22 protein-coding genes and 2 pseudogenes are annotated in these 18,251 nt (G+C 42.0%); 9 read left to right on the top strand and 15 right to left on the bottom strand.

What is annotated here, in order from left to right:
- Positions 1-158: 158 nt before the first annotated feature.
- Together V7K31_RS09700 and V7K31_RS09705 are read left to right on the top strand one after the other, a co-directional pair.
- A pseudogene (locus V7K31_RS09700) lies at positions 159-701 on the top strand (tyrosine-type recombinase/integrase); the annotation flags it as partial.
- 99 nt (positions 702-800) lie between these two features.
- Positions 801-1,343: pseudogene (locus V7K31_RS09705) on the top strand (LLM class flavin-dependent oxidoreductase); the annotation flags it as partial.
- Between the two features lie 191 nt (positions 1,344-1,534).
- Here V7K31_RS09705 and dinB read toward each other — a convergent pair.
- The 13 genes from dinB to V7K31_RS09770 form a co-directional block, all read right to left on the bottom strand.
- A complete protein-coding gene (dinB, locus tag V7K31_RS09710; protein WP_335094037.1) occupies positions 1,535-2,623 on the bottom strand; it encodes a DNA polymerase IV in 1,089 nt (362 codons plus the stop codon).
- Positions 2,624-2,834: 211 nt separating this feature from the next.
- Entirely contained in the window at positions 2,835-3,515 is a 681-nt protein-coding gene (locus tag V7K31_RS09715; protein ID WP_335094038.1) for an SDR family oxidoreductase, read from the bottom strand.
- A gap of 22 nt (positions 3,516-3,537) precedes the next feature.
- Positions 3,538-4,941, bottom strand: coding sequence for an aromatic ring-hydroxylating dioxygenase subunit alpha (locus V7K31_RS09720; RefSeq protein ID WP_335094039.1), 1,404 nt, complete (start codon positions 4,939-4,941; stop codon positions 3,538-3,540).
- A gap of 327 nt (positions 4,942-5,268) precedes the next feature.
- Entirely contained in the window at positions 5,269-5,571 is a 303-nt protein-coding gene (locus tag V7K31_RS09725; RefSeq protein ID WP_335094040.1) for a hypothetical protein, read from the bottom strand.
- 4 nt (positions 5,572-5,575) lie between these two features.
- The gene (locus V7K31_RS09730; protein ID WP_335094041.1) at positions 5,576-5,974 is read right to left on the bottom strand and encodes a hypothetical protein; all 399 of its coding nucleotides are present in this window, start codon (positions 5,972-5,974) and stop codon (positions 5,576-5,578) included.
- Positions 5,975-6,142: 168 nt separating this feature from the next.
- On the bottom strand, positions 6,143-7,603 hold the full coding sequence (locus V7K31_RS09735; protein WP_335094042.1) for a hypothetical protein: 1,461 nt from the start codon (positions 7,601-7,603) through the stop codon (positions 6,143-6,145).
- The gene (locus V7K31_RS09740) at positions 7,600-8,169 is read right to left on the bottom strand and encodes a hypothetical protein (RefSeq protein WP_335094043.1); all 570 of its coding nucleotides are present in this window, start codon (positions 8,167-8,169) and stop codon (positions 7,600-7,602) included. The genes V7K31_RS09735 and V7K31_RS09740 overlap by 4 nt, the downstream gene beginning before the upstream one ends.
- A gap of 64 nt (positions 8,170-8,233) precedes the next feature.
- Positions 8,234-8,887: a hypothetical protein gene (locus V7K31_RS09745; protein WP_335094044.1), complete on the bottom strand. Its 654-nt coding sequence runs from the start codon at positions 8,885-8,887 to the stop codon at positions 8,234-8,236.
- A 150-nt stretch (positions 8,888-9,037) separates the two neighbouring features.
- Positions 9,038-9,334: a hypothetical protein gene (locus tag V7K31_RS09750; protein WP_335094045.1), complete on the bottom strand. Its 297-nt coding sequence runs from the start codon at positions 9,332-9,334 to the stop codon at positions 9,038-9,040.
- A gap of 12 nt (positions 9,335-9,346) precedes the next feature.
- Positions 9,347-9,883: a hypothetical protein gene (locus V7K31_RS09755; RefSeq protein WP_335094046.1), complete on the bottom strand. Its 537-nt coding sequence runs from the start codon at positions 9,881-9,883 to the stop codon at positions 9,347-9,349.
- A 318-nt stretch (positions 9,884-10,201) separates the two neighbouring features.
- Positions 10,202-10,471, bottom strand: coding sequence for a hypothetical protein (locus tag V7K31_RS09760; protein WP_335094047.1), 270 nt, complete (start codon positions 10,469-10,471; stop codon positions 10,202-10,204).
- Positions 10,464-10,976 carry a hypothetical protein gene (locus tag V7K31_RS09765; RefSeq protein WP_335094048.1) on the bottom strand — a complete coding sequence of 171 codons (513 nt, stop codon included), beginning with the start codon at positions 10,974-10,976 and terminating at the stop codon, positions 10,464-10,466. The genes V7K31_RS09760 and V7K31_RS09765 overlap by 8 nt, the downstream gene beginning before the upstream one ends.
- 60 nt (positions 10,977-11,036) lie before the next feature.
- Positions 11,037-11,198, bottom strand: coding sequence for a hypothetical protein (locus V7K31_RS09770; protein ID WP_193898938.1), 162 nt, complete (start codon positions 11,196-11,198; stop codon positions 11,037-11,039).
- A 314-nt stretch (positions 11,199-11,512) separates the two neighbouring features.
- Between V7K31_RS09770 and V7K31_RS09775 the strand changes: the two genes are divergently transcribed.
- The 5 genes from V7K31_RS09775 (at position 11,513) to dnaB (ending at position 14,954) form a co-directional block, all read left to right on the top strand.
- Positions 11,513-11,722 carry a helix-turn-helix domain-containing protein gene (locus tag V7K31_RS09775; RefSeq protein WP_118171711.1) on the top strand — a complete coding sequence of 70 codons (210 nt, stop codon included), beginning with the start codon at positions 11,513-11,515 and terminating at the stop codon, positions 11,720-11,722.
- Positions 11,707-11,916 (top strand): hypothetical protein, encoded by a 210-nt coding sequence (locus tag V7K31_RS09780; RefSeq protein ID WP_335094096.1) that lies wholly within the window; start codon positions 11,707-11,709, stop codon positions 11,914-11,916. Before V7K31_RS09775 ends, V7K31_RS09780 begins: the two co-directional genes overlap by 16 nt.
- Before the next feature lie 198 nt (positions 11,917-12,114).
- Entirely contained in the window at positions 12,115-13,335 is a 1,221-nt protein-coding gene (locus tag V7K31_RS09785; RefSeq protein ID WP_335094049.1) for a hypothetical protein, read from the top strand.
- Positions 13,332-13,520: a hypothetical protein gene (locus tag V7K31_RS09790; protein WP_335094050.1), complete on the top strand. Its 189-nt coding sequence runs from the start codon at positions 13,332-13,334 to the stop codon at positions 13,518-13,520. Before V7K31_RS09785 ends, V7K31_RS09790 begins: the two co-directional genes overlap by 4 nt.
- 45 nt (positions 13,521-13,565) lie before the next feature.
- Positions 13,566-14,954 carry a replicative DNA helicase gene (gene dnaB, locus V7K31_RS09795; RefSeq protein WP_335094051.1) on the top strand — a complete coding sequence of 463 codons (1,389 nt, stop codon included), beginning with the start codon at positions 13,566-13,568 and terminating at the stop codon, positions 14,952-14,954.
- A gap of 225 nt (positions 14,955-15,179) precedes the next feature.
- Here dnaB and V7K31_RS09800 read toward each other — a convergent pair whose 3' ends face one another.
- Positions 15,180-15,440: a hypothetical protein gene (locus V7K31_RS09800; RefSeq protein ID WP_335094052.1), complete on the bottom strand. Its 261-nt coding sequence runs from the start codon at positions 15,438-15,440 to the stop codon at positions 15,180-15,182.
- Between the two features lie 425 nt (positions 15,441-15,865).
- On the opposite strand from V7K31_RS09800, the gene V7K31_RS09805 reads away from it, so the two are divergent.
- Positions 15,866-16,219, top strand: a complete 354-nt coding sequence (locus V7K31_RS09805; protein WP_335094053.1) for a hypothetical protein — start codon at positions 15,866-15,868, stop codon at positions 16,217-16,219.
- 32 nt (positions 16,220-16,251) lie between these two features.
- Here V7K31_RS09805 and V7K31_RS09810 read toward each other — a convergent pair whose 3' ends face one another.
- Positions 16,252-16,713 carry a DUF2127 domain-containing protein gene (locus V7K31_RS09810; RefSeq protein ID WP_335094054.1) on the bottom strand — a complete coding sequence of 154 codons (462 nt, stop codon included), beginning with the start codon at positions 16,711-16,713 and terminating at the stop codon, positions 16,252-16,254.
- 1,091 nt (positions 16,714-17,804) lie between these two features.
- Between V7K31_RS09810 and V7K31_RS09815 the strand changes: the two genes are divergently transcribed.
- The gene (locus V7K31_RS09815; RefSeq protein ID WP_335094055.1) at positions 17,805-18,212 is read left to right on the top strand and encodes an AIM24 family protein; all 408 of its coding nucleotides are present in this window, start codon (positions 17,805-17,807) and stop codon (positions 18,210-18,212) included.
- The last annotated feature ends 39 nt before the right edge of the window (positions 18,213-18,251 follow it).

Genomic DNA, 18,251 nt, shown 5'->3' on the forward strand with positions numbered 1-18,251 from the left:
TATTGCCGCCGACTGGTGATAGCGTGCTGGAGTTTTTGCATTTGCAGCCCTCTCAAGCGGTGATGGTGGTGTTGAAGTACAAGGCGAAACTGATTGCATCTGGATTGCGGGAGGCGACAATCAATCGGCGGTTGGCGGCAATTAAGTCGTTGGCCAAGATGGGGCGGAAGTTGGGGGTGTGCAACTATTCCTTGGAGGATGTGTCGGGGGAGAAGGTTAAGGCTTATCGGGATACGCGGGGTGTTGATAGCAAAGCGATCGCTGTTGTGATTCAGCAGTTTGATAGAGAAACGTTAATTGGCAAGCGGAACTATGCAATTTTTTTTGTGCTGTGGGGTTTAGCGTTGCGTCGCCAGGAGATATGTCAGTTAGATGTGGGGGATTTTGATTTTTATGGACGCAAGTTGAGGGTTTTGGGTAAGGGTAAGGGAACGAATGAAGAATATTTGGATATGTCCAAGGATGTGGCGGCTGCTCTTGCTGATTGGTTAATTGCTAGGGGGGATTTGAATGGCAATTTACCGATTTTTACGGCGTTAGATTTCCACAATGAAGGGCATAGATTGACTACGGATGCCATCTATAAAATTGTATCTGCTAGTTTTAAGGCAGTGGGAGTCAAGAAACCAATGTCACCGCACAGGGTCAGGCATTCGGCAATTACAGCAGCGCTTGATGCCACTGATGGGAATATCAGAAAGGTGCAGAAATTGAGCCGTCATGCTGACCCGCGAACGCTGATGATTTATGACGATAACCGGAATAAAGACCTGTGGGAGATGTCAGAATTGTTAACGGGTATGACTATTTATCCAAAACCTTTGCAGAAATCGATTTCAGTATATGTAGCAACTAGCGATGATGACACGCTTAAGTTTAGTGCTGTCAAATCTCTTGGCTTAATGGGAGGAACACAGTTTTCTTTAAATACTCTCAAAAGCAATGTTACGAAATATCGTGCTATTAATTCCAGTGGTTCCGATCGATTGATGCTAGCACGGTTCTTTTTTGTTGCTCGTACAAATGAAGAAGCAGTGAGTGAAGCGTTGCCTTTTCTTCGCATTTTTAGCCAGAGAATGAAAGCTGTTAAAAACAAAGTTCAAAGTGACGATAATCACAGCCAACATCTGATGCCAATTAGTGGGCAAAAAGCGTCTTTTAATGAAGATGATTTACTGGAAAACTCAATTATTGGTGATGTAACTACCTGTCGTGACAAAATCAAACGATTTCAAGATGAACTGAATTTAGGCACTCTCGCACTCAATCCCTGCTCATTAGACCTGCAAAAAAAACTCGAAAGTTTGGCACTTTATAACCAAGAGGTGCGGAATTACGTCTGAAGAAGCTGCGATCACTTAATAGTTATCAGATATCTTACCCACTGGCTAAACCCAACTGAGCATTAAGGATTCGTTTACCATACACTATTGACAGATTTTTTTGAATACAATTAGTGGTTGGTAGAATTGTACTAACAATAGTCCATTATTTCCTGAACACTATCGCTTGGAGGAACAGTGCATTAAGTCAATCACTTCCAAATAATATCTGCATTTTGGAATAGTGGCAATTGAACCACTTGAGTCTGTTTGGCATTATCCAGATTAGACAACGAAATCCCCAGCAATCTAATACTGCGATTCTCCAAGTCAATCGACTCAAACAGTGCTTTGGCTAATTCAAAAATCGTATCGAGTTCACTGATTGGAAGCAACGTTGTCTTACTGCGGGTTATCTGATGATAGTCAGAAAACTTGACTTTCAGGGTTAATGTGCGCCCCCGTGTTTCATGCTGCTCTAACCGTTGCCCACAAGAAAGGGCAATTTGTTCAATTTCCTGCAACATCTCGCTACGATCGCTTAAATCGAGAGCAAAAGAAGTTTCTGCACCGATGGACTTACGAACCCGATTCGCCTCAACTGGACGGTCATCTTCTGCCCTGGCAATTTTGTAGTAATAATTACCTGCTTTCCCAAACTGGTGTGTTAGCTCCAAAAGAGATCGCTGCTTCAAATCTGCCCCAGTATGAATACCGAGTGAATGCATCTTCGCCGCCGTCACTTCTCCAATCCCGTGGAACTTCTCAATCGCTAGCTGCTCTACAAAGGCGATCGCTTGCTCTGGCAAAATCACCGTTAGTCCATTCGGCTTATTTTGGCCTGATGCCATTTTTGCAAGAAACTTGTTAATTGACACCCCCGCTGTTGCCGTCAACTGAGTTTCCTGGACAATTGCAGTTTTGATATGTCTTGCGATCGTAGAGGCATAGTTGATGTTTTGTTTATTCTCAGTGACATCCAGGTATGCTTCATCCAAAGCGACCCCTTCGACTAAATCAGTATAGCGTTTAAAGATAGCGTGGATTGAAGTGGAAATGTCTCGATAAACATCGAATCTCGGCCTGACAAAGATTAGTCCGGGGCATTTGGCAAAAGCAGTTACGGATGGCATCGCGGAGTGAATACCAAACTTTCTCGCTTCATAGCTGGCTGCTGCAACTACACCGCGCTGATTGGGACTGCCACCGACTACTAACGGTTTGCCTCGGTAGCCAGGATTATCTCGCTGCTCTACTGATGCGTAGAAGGCATCCATGTCTACGTGAATAATCTTTCTCACTTGGAAGCAGAGTGAAGCATTAGAAAGTTAGGCTAACTGGTGCTTAGTTAAAATACTATATTACCAGTTTTATAGTACACTAGCACTACTTTTTCTCTCCCCGTTCCCTTACTTCCACAGAGGAATTTTCTTAACTGAACCACATTGAGCCAATTGTGATCGCTGTTGCATTGGTTAATATACAGTCAAAACAATTCACGCATGATCAATTTCATGAAATGGTCAAGGGAATCCCGTTATCTTTGGGTTGTAACTTGAGAATAAATGGAACAGCTTTCAATACCCAATCGGACACTGGTGTATGATTAGCAGCTTCTTCTCCAAAACTAATAGAGAGCATATCAGTATGAATAATCCCCGGATTGAGGGGTATAGCTGCCATCCCACTCGGCAATTCTTGTGCCAAAGAACGAGTTAATCCTTCTATTGCCCACTTAGAAGCACAGTATGGTGCAACTTGGGCTGAAGTAGAACGTCCCCAGCCAGAACTAAAGTTAACAATAATACCCCGTTTCTTTTTCACCATTGCTGGTACGAAATGGCGAATTATATTCACGACTCCTTTGATATTGATATCTATTAGCTCAGAAAATTCTTCAGATGGTATTTCCCACAAAGGTGCTGGATAATTAGTAATTGCCGCATTATTAATCACTATATCTGGTGGTTCATACTTGTTCAGTACATGTTCTGCCCATTTTTCTACAAGCTTTTCATTTGCCACGTCTACAGATATGAAATCGTTGGGCGCACCATATTTATGCCGTATTTTATCGATAGCATCTGATGAACGAGCGCAACCAATAACAGTATGTCCCTCTTGAATAAAACCCTCTGCCATCGCATAACCTAGACCTTTACTTATGCCTGTAATTAAGATCAGCTTAGTCATATTTTTTTACTATTATTAGACTTCAGTTTTTTTCCGGTTGGTTTCGTGGGGGTACGGTTCGTCCATCATAAAACTGAATAACTAACTTACTTAGTCCCATCCATGCTAGTGCAAATATTAAGGGAACTACTGTTTCAATCACAACTACTACAACTGATGTTGTCTGAAAAAATAAAATTTGCATTGGAGTCCAAGCCAAAGTAAGTACTGTTGCAACTCCACTCCCAAATCTCAATCGCTCAATAATAGAAAGCGCCGAGCTACAACTGGCACATTTTTCTGTATGAGAATGATACCTCTCCAGCAGCACGGATTTCGCCAACGGGGGAGAAAAAGTCTCTTTGCCAAACGGTTCAGCGTTATATTGGTTTACCCACTGACGCAACTCAAATACAAAACTATCTGCTTTGGTTGGAAGGTAAAAGGCTTTAGTAAAGTTAGGGCTACCTCCTTTAGCTTCAAGATACCTTTCCTGATAGTGGAGAAAAGTTTGATCGTCTTCTAAAACACCATTTTGTCCAATGTGGTAATACCAACGCGGTCTGAGCTTAATAAACCAACCTGGAAGTTTATCAGGAAACTTAAAAGGAAAACGTGCAAATACACGACATTCTCCTTTACGTATGGGTGTAGCATAAACAACGGTTAGAATTCTGCCGCGCTGGGAGTTGATGTCATGCCACATTAAACTTGGAGCAACGAAGGTTGTAGATAACTCTCCTGATTGCCCTGGTTTCAAACCTTGTTTCCAAATCCCTTTGAATCCATGTTTCCCAGATTCAATGACTTCAAGTTCCAAAGGTGCTGCATTTGCCCTATTTCCTACCGTTTTATGGTGTGTAAAGGATATGTGGCTAGGATCAAGTATATTTTCTAACAGTGTTAATGCATCATAAGGCACATCCCTAAATGTATTAATTACAACCCATCCTTCGGGAGATTCTTCTAATGGTTCAATGATTGGCACTTCGGTTTTGGCAGCATTTTCATATTCACCAACGTATACAAACAACAGCCCTTGTTTTTCAATAGTTGCTAATGATGCCACACAAGCTCGTAAAGACGTCTCTGCTGTTCCACCTTTAACTTGCTGAGGAATCTTTTGACAATTTCCATCTCCAGAAAAAGCCCAACCGTGATAGGGACATTCCAACAGCCCTTCATCACTAATCCTGCCTTCAGACAACGGTGCTAAACGATGAGGACACTGGTCTTCAAAGCTTCTCCAAGATTGGGCAAGTTTATCCCACCAAATTACAATATCTCTTCCCAACACTGTAAAAGGGGTTGGTTTTGATTTGTCTAAGTCTTCTAGGTAATGGATGGGATACCATGTCTCTTTACAATCAAAACTATTCGGATCGCTGCCGCCTCCAGGCTGTTTTGAGTGAAAACTATCTTTGATATTAACTTCTTTCTCAAGCATTTTTGATGTTTATTAATTTTTATTGCCCACTCTGAGATTTATTTTAGCTAGTATGAACATTGGCTGTATGGCGATCGCAATTACATTATTTATTTGATGAATAGCCACTGATCCGGCAAATAATATATTATTAGTAAACACTGACAAGTTTCTCAATCCTCCCCTACGCTGAGAACTCTTACCCCATTATCAGACTGGAATGATGGCTAAAACAAAAACCGCCTTCAAATACTTGAAACTTGCCCACACCGGGGTAATCCACACCTGGGTAATGTTGAACTATATTTCAAACACGGCTACCATGATTTCAATTATCGCATTGGCAGTTTAACTAAATACTTCAAAATTTAATGCCTCGGATGCTAACATTGCGCTGCATGAGTTAGAGCGCAATGTTAGCGAAAGTACTTTCTTCGCCCGAAATAAACATTTTTCATCAGAATATTGGCTGATCTCAAGTTGCTCTTTAACAGGATTCAGTAGAGGGCGAATCTCAAAGCCTGCACAAAAGATGACCATTTGGCTTTCGCTGCCATTATCTGCCGATATCAATATGGAATTAGACACCATAACTATAGTTAATACGATTGTACTTTGCACAGTGCCATCATGCGATTGCCAAAGCTTCACTCTGCTACCTATTAGACTTTTTGTGAAGAGTAGGGTCAACTAGCCTATATGATTGGTCAGGTTCACTCGTTGGAGGAAACGGATGCCCACTAATTGATGTTACCTCTAACCCTGTACCTTCTCCATCAGAATTTATTAGTTCGTACTGTCCGCTTATGGGAGTGCGTTCGCCTGGCCTATGCAATGAAGATTGAGCCTCCAATGTTTCCTCATCTGACTGGCTTAACTGTGTAGTACCAGCATTGTAGATTAGTGTAAACTGCCTCGTAACCTCAAAACCTGGAAGATAGCCACCGTGGAACGGTATTTCTGACATCTGACTGAGCGCCCCTTTAATTTCTGAGATTGGTTTAAGCAATTTATCGTTGTCTTGGCTCCATCTAATAATTTGTGCATCTAGCAATTCTTGAAACTCAAGAGCGTGAAATATCGATCGTAAAATTATGCAAAAGCCGGCGCAAAAATATGTAAATTTTATTACTTGCTATACTGCACTTCTGGGGATACAGTCTGTTTTTGGTTGCAGAACGCCCTTATGTTTGCAGGTATGCTCTTCAGTAAGCGCATAAATTTACGCATCAAAATCAATCGGCTTACCGTTGAAATGGTTGTAAATGGACTCTGGGTTAAACCAGCTTGGCAGTGTGCGCTCTGCCTCTTTTAATTCCTCGCCGTTGTCATCAAGCAATCCGCGAACGATTTTGACCCTAGAAAGGGGTGTTTTACCGTTAGCTGAGAATTTTTGAATAAGGATTGTACCCGCCTCCCTCATGGCTTGCGTACCTTCTGGATAGCTCGAATTCGTGTCATTGTGGGTGATACCAGTAACATGAACTTTTGCTTTTCTAGTATCTGTCAGATGCAGTTTGTAAAACTTTTCTGCGGGTTCAGAAATTAATGATTTCAGGTTGGTGTACTCATCAATAAGCACTTGTTCGGGCGTTATAGTCGCGGGTTGCTCTAAGTCATTTTTACCTTTAATTCTTAATAGCCAATGCTCACAGAGACTATCAAGCGCAGTACCTATATCTAACTCTGACTCGGCAATATTTTGAGTATTAAGATATCGCCATGCTTTGGAGTTGTCCCCTGTCGCGTGACGGTCAATCAAGTAGTAGATGGGAATTCCTAAGCAATGCTTCCTAACAAGCGCTATAGCCGCGCTCGTGTAAGTTTTACCTGACCCCTGGCGACCGATTAACCACAGTGGGGTTAGGTTGTCGATAATCTTCCACAACCAGCCAGACTCATGAGTTTTGAGCGCTTCTATAAGCTCAGTTGCTCGTTGCTGGTCAATTGATTGCTGATTGTCATTTTCTGCTTGAGCGCTCTTGGTTTTACCCTCAATCTTGCCGCGTTCCTGATCCGCTTTCGCCCTGTCTCGAAGATTCTCAGAGATGGTTTTATCCATCACAGAATGATTAACGGCACGGGCTTTCATAAAGTCCTCTAGCTGAATTCGAGCCTTAGCACGTTCGTTTTCCTCATCTGTCAGTCCTAATGCTTTGCGTTCTTCTGTGTCCAGTCCTGACAGCCCATCTTTTAAGCGTTCAGTATAAAGCTGGGTTGAATGCTGCTTAATCTCACGTCTGTACTTATTATGCTGCCAAATTGCATAGTCGCCAGTCTTTTCCAGTTCCCCCAATTCATAATCTGTGCGCTTGAGGCGTTGCGAACGCACGAGCAAACAACCCACGACACCCCATAGCCCAATAACTGCAATCCCGTATCCTCGCAACTGATTAGGGTTATCTGTGGGCAAATCACGCACCCATTGAATGGCATCGCCCTTGTAGGGAATGATGCTGCCATACAATCCGTAGCGCTGCCATTCTTCAGTAAGGACAAAACGCGGCTGGTTACAAAAACGCTTATCTAGTGCTACTTGACTTTGTACACCATTTATTGACCTTGGGCAAAATTGAATCTGTGTCAAATCATAAGGCTGACGTGTTTGCGATGTTGCAAGCCCGATGACTGCGGCTACACCACACACACCAGCCAGTGCTAACTCGAAAACACCTTGTTTCATTCCCGCCCCTTAAAAATAATTGCAATAGAGCCAATGAATAAAGCCAACGCGACTGCAATACTTACCCAAGGGTCTGATTGTGGATTCTGTTTTTCAATGGTTTGGATGTCTTGGCTAATCTGCGTGACTGAATATTTAGTCAAATTCTCAAAATATTGATGGTCTTTGACTGCTAACCAAGTTGTGACACCTGCAAATACCAAGCCCCCAGCAGTTTTTAAAACATTTTGCATATTATCTACCTCTAATCCATCACTGTTGTAATTAACTCTCAAGCCCGTTAGCCCAGCGAGAGAACCAACGCTGCATATAGAAAATGAGAGCGAAATTGCCAGCCAGAGATTAACGCTACCGCCAGTTATTAATAGATATTTAGCTATCAAGAATCCTGTAGAATTTAGCGACCAGCCGACAAAGAAAAGCGTCAATTTTTCAGTTGTATGGATAACATCTTTGCGGTGCTGCTTGCGGGACTCCAGGTGTTCTATTAAGTCTTTTGGTAACGGCGTATCTGGGGCGATTTCGCTTACTACTACTTCTTGTGACTCTTCAATGTCGTATGTCATATCTGTATCAGAGGACTTCTCGAACCCGTGAGCGAACGGCTTAAGTTACTGACGGGTTTAGTTATTAGAAACCTAGTAGGGCATCCTTGATTTTTTGTACAATTGAGCTAAGAGCATATTGTTTTTTCGGCTTGAAATCATCACGAGCGTTATCACCCATTTCTAAGTAATACTTGCCCAGTTCTCTATCATGTTGTAGGTCAATTGTTTGTTGTCTAATGTCTGTCTGCAATTCTGTCTGCAACATCTTGTATTCGCCATCAACTTGCATCATGTGTTTATCCACCCATGCTTTCAGCAATAGATGGTCTGTTGCTTGTTGATGGCGTAGCGCTTCTTTCTCTTTGGATGAAGCGAAATCAAGCTTCATCTCTTCTAGGATGTTAGCTAGATGAGTATCAGCTAAAATCGCTGACTGTACTGCTCTTTCAATTTTTTCGCCGCTAACACCAGCTTGTTTGTAGATGTCGCTAAGGACTACATTTAAGTCCTCAGTCCCTTTGATAGCAGCTAGCATTTGCTCTCTAACCTGTGGGGCGAATTCGCTAATCTTTGCCCCGTCATTACCCATTTGCCCTATCAGCTTCAGGGCTGATTTATCACCTGTTAGCGCTCTGACTACTAAGTTGCTAGATGCATTGAACTTAGTTTTTAATTGGCGCTCTAGGTGGCGTGATTTGGAAGTTACCAGATTCTTTAGCTTGATTGAACTTTTCACAGCGATACTCCTTTGATGGGGTAAATATTTTGTTGCAGTGATACTCCATTCGCCTGACATACTGCTCAATAGTTGACTTTCGTTTGAGATATTGCTGATAGTTTGATTGCTCTAGCATTGGCAGATATACCCAATTGTGCAGGGGTAAAATCACAGCAATGAGCGCACACAAACTAATAGCAACTCTTGAGAAAGTTCAGGGTCAGGCTGTTCGGATTCTACTTGTGAGAGAAATTTTTCTTCAACGGGTTCATCAATTACAGATAATTGGCAAGTCGTTTTTCCTTTGAGATAGTCAACGGCTTGACTCAATTGGTCTTTGGTGGGATTGTCAAGGTCATCGCACTCAACAGCGATCGCCGCTGTTGTGTAATCGTCCTTGGTAAATCCTTGATAACCCTGTTTGTACAAACGAGCGCGGACATTGTTAGTAAACTTGTCAGACATGATGCTTACTCCTTAGAGGGCTAGTGTTAAAACTTCGATGGTTGCGGATTTCATCGGTTGCGATAGCGAAGCGCTGCCGCCTACGGCAGATCGTCTGTTGATTGCCCATTTAGCAGCAACAAACGCAACAAGGGCTAAATCTTTGCTGTGGTAAGTATTTTCAGCGCTGAAAGATAGTCCGGCTTTCTCAAACCAGTAGTAACGAGTGCTGCGTGGTACATCGTCAAGGTTGATTTTTAAATAGTCTGCCAGCGCAACTAAAAAGCTCTTGCCGTTGTAACTAGCGTCTAACTCATAGAAGTGCTTGAAAACTTGCCAGCGCTCATTAAATCCCTTGCTTGCAGGGGTTAGCGCACCGTAACGCCGCCTAATTCCTGCAAATGTCTCAACTATTTTTTGGGCGTTCGCTGACTCCACATCTAAGCTAAAACGCTGTTTGAGAAAAGCTACTACTCGATACCAAGTGATATCTGAAATTTCTTTACCCATCTCGCGCTGATAAATCTGTTTCAGGTGGCGATACTTAGCTGAATACACTTTTATTGTCACATTACCTCCGTATTATTACTTAAGTTTGTCAAAAATTAACTAGATATCCGGGTATGCCAAGGTATTTGATATAGCCCTGAGTCTGATTCGAGGTATTTGATATAGTCCTGAGTCTGACGACTATCAATAACCTTGGATCTTGGACTTTGGACGGGCTTTCCAAGCTAATATTTGTCGGCTATAACCACGTAATAACAAGGTTTCTCAGCTTTTAAGACATACTGACACTTTCTCGTTTACCCCCACGAATACGCCTCATAGGGCCTAGTTAGATCAGTCATGGCGCTTTGCTTTCTGGTCAAGATTTCTCGCTCGGACTTAGAACAAACTCAACTGTATTGAGTTCTTAGCTATCTCTGCTGTGTGCTGTTTATATAAGCCCGGCACTTCGTAGCAGCGTCTTAGCACCTTATCCCGATTCAGCTTTAAGTCAGCAGTCTTAGACTGACGCGGTAAAGGGCGGAAATAATACTGTGTGTGTCTGATACTGTCATTGCTATAGAGATAGCGATAGAGAGCGCCATCGATACTGTAGGTTTTGGACTTGCTTAGGAGGGTTACACATCCTACAAGCTCTTTATCAATCATCTTTCTTGTCGAGAGCAACACACGCGCCCGTCAAGCTTGCACCCAGGAAGACCGCAATTGATGCGAGCGCGCTTCCTTCAAAAATTTTGGCGTTGTAAATCCATGTGGGTTGATATTTCTCACCTCTGCTTTCTTCAATCCGGTCAAAGCCGTGACAAAAGATAGAACCAACTACCATAAAACTAGTAGTTACCAAGCTCACAATTGCTACTTCTGAGGCTGCATTAAGTATGAATGAGTTAATCTTTTCACGCCAAGTCTTCACACGACGAATGTGCATTACTGGCTTTTGTTCTAGATATGAATGCCACTCTGAATTAGTAAAATTTGTGGGCTTGTAATCATAGGGTTCGTGTTCGTCAAGTAGTTCGCCCACTGCTTGTATTGCGTCCCCTAGCATCACATCTGGAGAGTATTCTAGTTGTTTGAATTCCGAGGAATCTCGAATTTCTCTGAGCCAGCGATCTATTGCTTCTAACCTTCGTAATTGATTTTGATTAAGCATTGTTCTCTCAAGAGGTAGTTCGTTGATTGCTTATAAATTGCGTAAATTGATATACATCGTTTAAGCCTTTTTAGTCTGTGTCTGTACGGGTTCGCTCGTGGCGTTGTTTGACATAATTTGCAAGAGCAAATAGTTAACCACTTCACCAGCATCATCAACACCCAATTCTTTAGCCTTTGCATTAATAAATGGCTGCAATGGCTGTCTAATACTGACTCGCATTGATAAATAACTCCTGATGAATGCAGGCATCAAGTTTAGTGAGCGGAATGACTACCGCTTTATGTAGTTATTAAAGTTTTGAAAATATTTGCCGTGCAAGACTTTTGGATACTTGCGGTCATTAAGCCGTTGTGGGTGAAACCTTTGTCAGCCCTTGACTGTTTTGACTGCCCTTGTCTTTTAAGCCTTACAATGGCTATACTAATACAAGATAGCTATTAATAGCAAGCTAATTTTAATTAAATAAAGCTGTGTATAACAACATTCCTTATAAGATGCTTTAATAGGAGTCTGTTATTACCAGACGAGTTTCTATGCCAGTTCGCAACACGATAAGGAGGTTTATTGACGAAAAGCTCAAAATTACGCGCTATGAGTTCAGTGAGCGCACAGGGTTAAGCAAAACGACTGTTTACAACTTATATGACAATCCTGAGCAAATACCTAATGGATTAGCGCTTAACAAAATCTGTGACTGCTATAAAATCCAGCCCTGTGAGTTGTTGGAATGGAGGGAAGATTAAGCGATCGCGTAAAAAAAATTTTGTATTTAGGAAAACTGCAATGCAAAAGTCTTTCAAAACAAATCCTAGCCCCAATTCCAGAGGGAAGCGGCGATATAGAATCGGCAGCCCTGGAGAGGGCAAATGGGAAACGAGAGGGCGCAGACAATTTAGCACCTCTCCTCAAAACGGATATCCCCACTAGCAGAAACTAGAGGGGATGCGTACCAGCGGAGGCTGGATTTTTATTGATTTAAACACGCCGGGTAACTCCTAGTGCAATAAGAGGCTGGACACTTCTTGGTACTGGGTACACCGCGCTCGCTATAACCATAATAACTTAAATAACTTAGCGGCGCGAGTTTGCAAGATGAGGAGTTACCCGAAATCTAGAAGATTTCAAGGTAATACAAATGAATGCTACACAGGGAACTACAACACTGACCGCAGCAGGCCCGATTACAGCTTATCGACTTACTCACGGCTATGAACCTGCATATACTAAGCTCTATTGGAGCGTAGCAAATGTAGTAGGTGTTAACCAAGCTTTATTGATTCAAATCATTGAAAGCTGGTGTTTGAGCAATGCCAGACTCAACAAGCATGGCTACTTTCATGATGGGGAATGGTGGACTAGCGCTACTTACAAAGAGTGGGAAAACGCATATCCGGCGCTAGGGTCACAACGTAGTATTCAACGTTTGTTGCTGGGACTAGAGGAATCAGGCTACGTAATTTCTTGTCAACTAAAAAAGAACAAAGGCAATGCAGCTAAGTTTTATCGCGTTGACCCCGTAAAAGTTGGCGCATTACTGCTGAAAGACCTATCTGTAGTACAAAAAATTAACGATACAAATGCTGCTTCAGTATCCATGATGCCAAAAATGGATGATGCAAATGATACACAAAGACCGATAGTGCCAAAAATGGATGGCATAGTGCCAAAAATGGATGGCATAGTGCCAAAAATGGATGGCTCACAGTCTGGAATAGGCTCTCAGCATACCTTCCAGGCTCTTAATAAGATTAAGAAAATAATATTACCTCAATCGATCACTGGAGAGACTGAGGAAAAAGAGGAAGAAGAAAGGAAAGAAACTGACCAGGACAAAGCACTTCCAGATAATCACTACGCTGTTAACTTTGAGAAAATCTCTGCAACAAACTCGCAATCCACTCATGAGGATCATTCTCCCGGCGGGGCGCGTGAGAACCATTCTCAAATATTAGTTTTCAGCGATGAACCAGTTAAGGAAGTGGATTTCCTGCTTTACTATCAGACCTATCAACGATCGCAGGGCAAAGACATTAACAACGTTGCCCCATACGTAGCCACAGTGCTTTCTAAGAAAGATGAAGGTAGTGCAGAGATATTTTGCTTATTTAAGCAATGGAAAGCGGGTTGCAGGACATTAGAGCGCAAAATTAACAACTTCGCTGATGACCCCGCAGAAGTAGAGAAACAGCGTAAGCGCTACGATTTTCCTAGCTGGGAGGCGCGGATGCACGATCACTACTACAATAGGCTCTTCTCTGAGGGACTATCTAAGTTTTGTGAGCATAAAGTATCTGCCAAATGGTACGAATGGGCTTCTGCCAAGTTTCCTGAAAGATTTGTAGATATTCCCGATTGACCAAGCCCCTTCAAAGAAGGGTGTGCCGTGTAGGGTCAGAATTTAGCCCCGTAATGATCGCAGCGACCACAGAAAACGATACAAGCCCTTCAATTTTTGATGGCGTTTTCTACACCCACTCAGCCACCCCCTACACACGGATTGTGGATGGAACGACAATCACACCACGGCTCGTATTTGCCTAGCGTATGCCTGTAAAAATTTTGACTTAATGGTCATCAAAGATTAATATGTACACCAGTGACGACAACGTAATTCCTTTTGCCACCACAGCTTCGGAGCTTCCACCACAAAGCATTGAATCTGAAGAAGCGATACTTGGGGGCATCTTGCTTGACCCAGGAGCCATAGAACGTGTCCGCGACATTTTGAAGCCCCATCACTTCTATATCAGCGCTCATGGTAGAATCTACAACGCAGCCCAAAGACTGAATGCACTTGAATTGCCCACAGATTTGCTGATGGTCACGAACTATCTAGCTGATAATGGCTTATTAGAAATTATCGGCGGACGAAACAAGTTAGCATCCTTGGTTGACAGGACTGTATCAGCAGTTAACATTGATGCGCTAGCAGGTCTGGTTGTGGAAAAATGGAAGCGCCGGGAACTGGGTAGACTGGGAAGCATTGCCATTGAGTTGCAGCACAAGTCCAATGAAGAAACACCCTTAGAGAAAGCCTTTGAACAATTACAGGACTTGATCTATGAGTTGCAGCGTTCTTCTGACACTGCCGGGGCTAGCCATATTTCAGATGTAGTTATTAATCTATTTCAGGATATTGAAGACCGCAGCCAGGGTAAGGTTTTACCTGGCATTCCCACGGGCTTTTACGATCTTGATGCAATAATAGCTGGATTTAATCGTAATGATTTAGTCATCGTTGCGGGTCGTCCGGCGATGGGGAAATCAGCGTTTGCGGCTCAGATAGCTTTTTATCTCGCCCAAGCTTATCAGTTTCCAGTTGTTGTATTCAGCTTGGAAATGTCAAAGCTACAGATTGCCATGCGAGCGCTTTCAGGTGAAGCGGGCATAGAAAGCGGCTATTTGAAAACAGGGCGCATCTCTAACAAACAATGGGAGCCACTATCACAGGGCATTAGTGCATTATCAGAGCTATCTGTTTATTTAGATGACCGTCCAGACTCATCACTGAGCTATATAGAATCTGAGTGCCGTAAAGTGATGGCAAAAGAGCGCCGTGACTTAGGTTTGATTGTCGTCGATTATCTGCAACTGATGGATGGTAACGGCGGGGGCAACAGAAACAATGAGATAGAAAAGCTCACACGCTCCCTTAAGCGTTTAGCGATGAAGTTACAAACTCCTGTACTGTGTCTATCGCAACTATCAAGAGCAGTAGAAAACCGTAATAACAAACGCCCCATGCTCTCAGATTTACGTGACAGCGGCGGGATTGAGCAGGATGCGGACAAAGTAATCATGTTGTATCGTGATGAATATTACGACCCCAATACGCAAGAGAAAGGAATTGCAGAGATTATCCTTGCTAAAAACCGCGATGGGGCTACAGGCACAATTCAACTACTGTTTGATGCACACTTAACAAAATTTAAGAACATGGTGCGATCGCAGTCAACACAAATTGACTGGGATTAAAAAGCATGGTCAGAGTAACGTTTCTCTGACCATGCTTTTTAAGCAACACTGATGTTGCCATTTCTTACTTGAGATATAAAAACTGGATTCTCAAAGCATGAGTAAGAGCCAATGAGTCGCATCGCTGTTGCGCGGCCGCAGTTTTTAAGAACTTTTCGCCACCAATTACACGTAATGGCTCCAAAGTGGAATTGCTGCTATAACTAGCTTATTTATAATTTTTAACTAGACTGGCGTTAATGGCAAAAACTCCGGCACCATAGCTATTTCGTCCGCATTATCCAAAATCAACAGCCAACCGTTATGTGTTGCTAACCATTGCTTAACTGCGGCAATTACTAAGCTTTTATCTTTTTCCTGATTAACTGGTAAATTGAGTAACTCTGCAAGTTTCACAAAACCCGATACCAATTCTGGCTGGCAAGCTGCCCTCACCCATAGTATGGGCTGGTACTCATGGCGATAGCGATAGGGATACTCGATCACTGTCTGGGTTTTACCGATACCACCCAACCCGATAAGTGCTGCTGACTTGTGTGCTAACAGAATATTAGACTTGTCCGTAAATAGCCCAGTCTGTACACATCAGTGAGAGTTTAAGATAATCTTACTTTTGTCAATTAGAAATTATGCTGAAAATTTGGAAGAAACGCAAGTATTAAATTAACTATTATACTTAATTTTGAGCGCAACAATGAATGATACGGATCAAGATTATGCGATCGCCTGCCTAAAAATTCTGTTTTCGACTTTAATTTTGGCAATATTTTAAGTACGATTGCTTATTGACAAATGGTATATGACCGGAAGCAGAAACTAAAAGCATTTGTAGATTCTGCCTTTCTAAAAAACGACTAAATAAAAGCCCCAGGCTTCACAAACTGGGGCATCGAAGAAAAAGAAGTAACTATATGATACGCCACTTTAAAAATTTTAATGATCTTGCATTATACGCCGGAGTTAGCTGTGCATTTGCCTTCTTTGTGCGTCTTAATCCTGCCTTCTTCTACCCCGTTCTACTGCTGAGATTGTCAATACTTCTATATTGCTTCTACATTATTGCCCTAACCGAGAATGAGAAAACTATTGCAGTGATTATTGGTGCTGCAATCTTTATTGGCTGGATAGGTGGTTATTGGGATTTAGTAGAGATTTATTTAAATTTTGATATGCAGAATATTTTGACCAAAGGGATAACATTAATCGCTATACCTCTGATTGCTGCTTCCTTATATTTGAGCGTGAGAAATGGCAAAGTTAAGTGAGTCTAACGAATCAAATTACCTTCATATAAGAATTAAGACTTAGAATGTTGAAAATGGTCTTTATAAAAGTTATAGGATAAATACCCTAATACAGCTAGATTAATTATAAATATTGCTAATTTTAATAGCGTAAATTCTTTAATTAATTCAAGTATTTCCGGCGGTATACTAATTGCGACTAAGACAATAACTAAAATATGTGCCCAAGCTTTTTGATGCCACAAACCAATTGTTTCAACTACTGTTACAGCCGCATAAAATCCAGCAGCTATCCCAGCAAACTTTAATGTTGAGGTCTTGACATTAACAACTTTTTCTAGCAATGATTCGATAAATTGACGTTTACCTTCTAATTCATAATTCTCTGCAAAAACTATGAGGTCGTCATGTCTTTTTAGCGCTAGTAGTAAAATTATCGATGCAGCAGTAAGAAGTAATGCCTCAAATCCTTTATAAATGATAATTGCTAATAAAGCTGGAGGTTTCTTTGCCATCGTTTTTTGATTTGTGTAGGTAATATAACAATTGAGCGCATTCAGTACCCTAATAACTTTTACGTAGGTCGCGGATTTTGTTTCTCACACTAACGTCTGTAAAAAGTATCCTAATTAGCAAATGCTCAAATTCATTCGTTAATGGCACCAACAATATAACCCCAGCTTACCTGATTTTACCTTATGTCAATCTGGCATCACTGTGCCAAACCAGAAAAATTGTACGCTAAGGCTGAAATTAATATGGGGTAAGCTTTTCAAGAACTGCTTTCTGCCATAAAATTGGTGAGAAAACTATGGTTCTGCTGCTAGTTTTGATCTAGTTGGAACGAAAAATCGTCGTTTCAGGCACTTGAAATAATCGAATGTACAAAAAACCTTTTCGGGCACGGTGATGCCTATCAAGCCTATAAATTATCAAAGCCTGTCTGGATAAGGGTTTAGCGGTTTGATGGGTAAAATTAGTCTAAACTCCAGATATAAGTATTTTGGGAGATTTCTGGAATAAGCATTATGCCTTGTGTAGTCAAATTCAAATGAAAACATCACTTGATGCTTTTATCAGTTCAAGAGGGACTCATGATTAATCGGGCTATAGACTTCGTCTTCATAGATTCTTTTGCCTTTGTAATTAATATCACATTTGGAACACTACTTCATACCAAAATATGTAATTACTCCTGGGATGGAAAAACACCCTTTAATTCACAATCACAAGAGATTAGCTCTAATGGCTCCATTTCAACATCCTCTTCGGAAAACATAGATTAAGCACTCCTGCCTGGGAGCAAATATTCCAAAGTGAATGCAAAGATAAAAACAGAAGCTTTGAGTAAAAATACTTCGACGAGTGCTCCCGATAGCAATCACTTTTACTTTCTTGGCATTATTCACTCAAAAGCGAAGGGTAAATAAGAGGCACAGGAGATAGGGAGCAGAGTCGAAAAGTCTCATGCCCGAATGGCACGCTTGACTCATGGGAAGCCTTTGTACTTTGTGGGTGTAGGAGGGGTGGAAGGAAAAAGAATCTATATTCCCCACACTCTCCACCCCAAAACCCTTATAAATGAATGGATTTGCCGAAATCTTGCGTGCCATTCGGATTAGCGCTCGCTAAGGACATTTCCTTGCTTTTGTTTTTACTCGCTACCAGTAATATTGAGTACAGTTTCTTTTTCCAGCGAGGGCTGGCAAACCTCTTTTTTAGTCGCAGTGGTGGTTTCTTTATTGACCGCTTTATTGGTCAGCAACTTCGAGGGCTGCTTCTAATCCACGGTTACGGTAATGTTTTTGAAAAATACCTCGCTCCTGGAGAAGTGCTTGATGTAGAACCAGGAGCATGGCTATGGAAAGATTCATCAGTCAAGATGGAGACGGTGACGGTCCTGCAATCGAGTGGCGGCATCTTCGGAGCAATTGGAGTAATGCTTGGCGGTATTTCATTCACTCTCAACCGTTTTATTGGCCCTGGTCGTTTAGGGTTACATTACAGTCTATGACTTATCACCCACCGGCATCTGAGGGCGCTACTCAAGTCG

The organism is Nostoc sp., from assembly GCF_036917675.1.
Taxonomy (GTDB): domain Bacteria; phylum Cyanobacteriota; class Cyanobacteriia; order Cyanobacteriales; family Nostocaceae; genus Nostoc.

Excerpts from the sequence above, each read along its gene's own strand:
- V7K31_RS09715 (WP_335094038.1), bottom strand. The coding sequence starts at position 3,515 with ATGACTAAGCTGATCTTAATTACAGGCATAAGTAAAGGTCTAGGTTAT.
- V7K31_RS09720 (WP_335094039.1), bottom strand. The coding sequence starts at position 4,941 with ATGCTTGAGAAAGAAGTTAATATCAAAGATAGTTTTCACTCAAAACAG.
- V7K31_RS09735 (WP_335094042.1), bottom strand. The coding sequence starts at position 7,603 with ATGAAACAAGGTGTTTTCGAGTTAGCACTGGCTGGTGTGTGTGGTGTA.
- V7K31_RS09740 (WP_335094043.1), bottom strand. The coding sequence starts at position 8,169 with ATGACATACGACATTGAAGAGTCACAAGAAGTAGTAGTAAGCGAAATC.
- V7K31_RS09750 (WP_335094045.1), bottom strand. The coding sequence starts at position 9,334 with ATGTCTGACAAGTTTACTAACAATGTCCGCGCTCGTTTGTACAAACAG.
- V7K31_RS09760 (WP_335094047.1), bottom strand. The coding sequence starts at position 10,471 with ATGATTGATAAAGAGCTTGTAGGATGTGTAACCCTCCTAAGCAAGTCC.
- V7K31_RS09765 (WP_335094048.1), bottom strand. The coding sequence starts at position 10,976 with ATGCTTAATCAAAATCAATTACGAAGGTTAGAAGCAATAGATCGCTGG.
- V7K31_RS09770 (WP_193898938.1), bottom strand. The coding sequence starts at position 11,198 with ATGCGAGTCAGTATTAGACAGCCATTGCAGCCATTTATTAATGCAAAG.
- V7K31_RS09775 (WP_118171711.1), top strand. The coding sequence starts at position 11,513 with ATGCCAGTTCGCAACACGATAAGGAGGTTTATTGACGAAAAGCTCAAA.
- V7K31_RS09780 (WP_335094096.1), top strand. The coding sequence starts at position 11,707 with ATGGAGGGAAGATTAAGCGATCGCGTAAAAAAAATTTTGTATTTAGGA.
- V7K31_RS09785 (WP_335094049.1), top strand. The coding sequence starts at position 12,115 with ATGAATGCTACACAGGGAACTACAACACTGACCGCAGCAGGCCCGATT.
- dnaB (WP_335094051.1), top strand. The coding sequence starts at position 13,566 with ATGTACACCAGTGACGACAACGTAATTCCTTTTGCCACCACAGCTTCG.
- V7K31_RS09805 (WP_335094053.1), top strand. The coding sequence starts at position 15,866 with ATGATACGCCACTTTAAAAATTTTAATGATCTTGCATTATACGCCGGA.
- V7K31_RS09810 (WP_335094054.1), bottom strand. The coding sequence starts at position 16,713 with ATGGCAAAGAAACCTCCAGCTTTATTAGCAATTATCATTTATAAAGGA.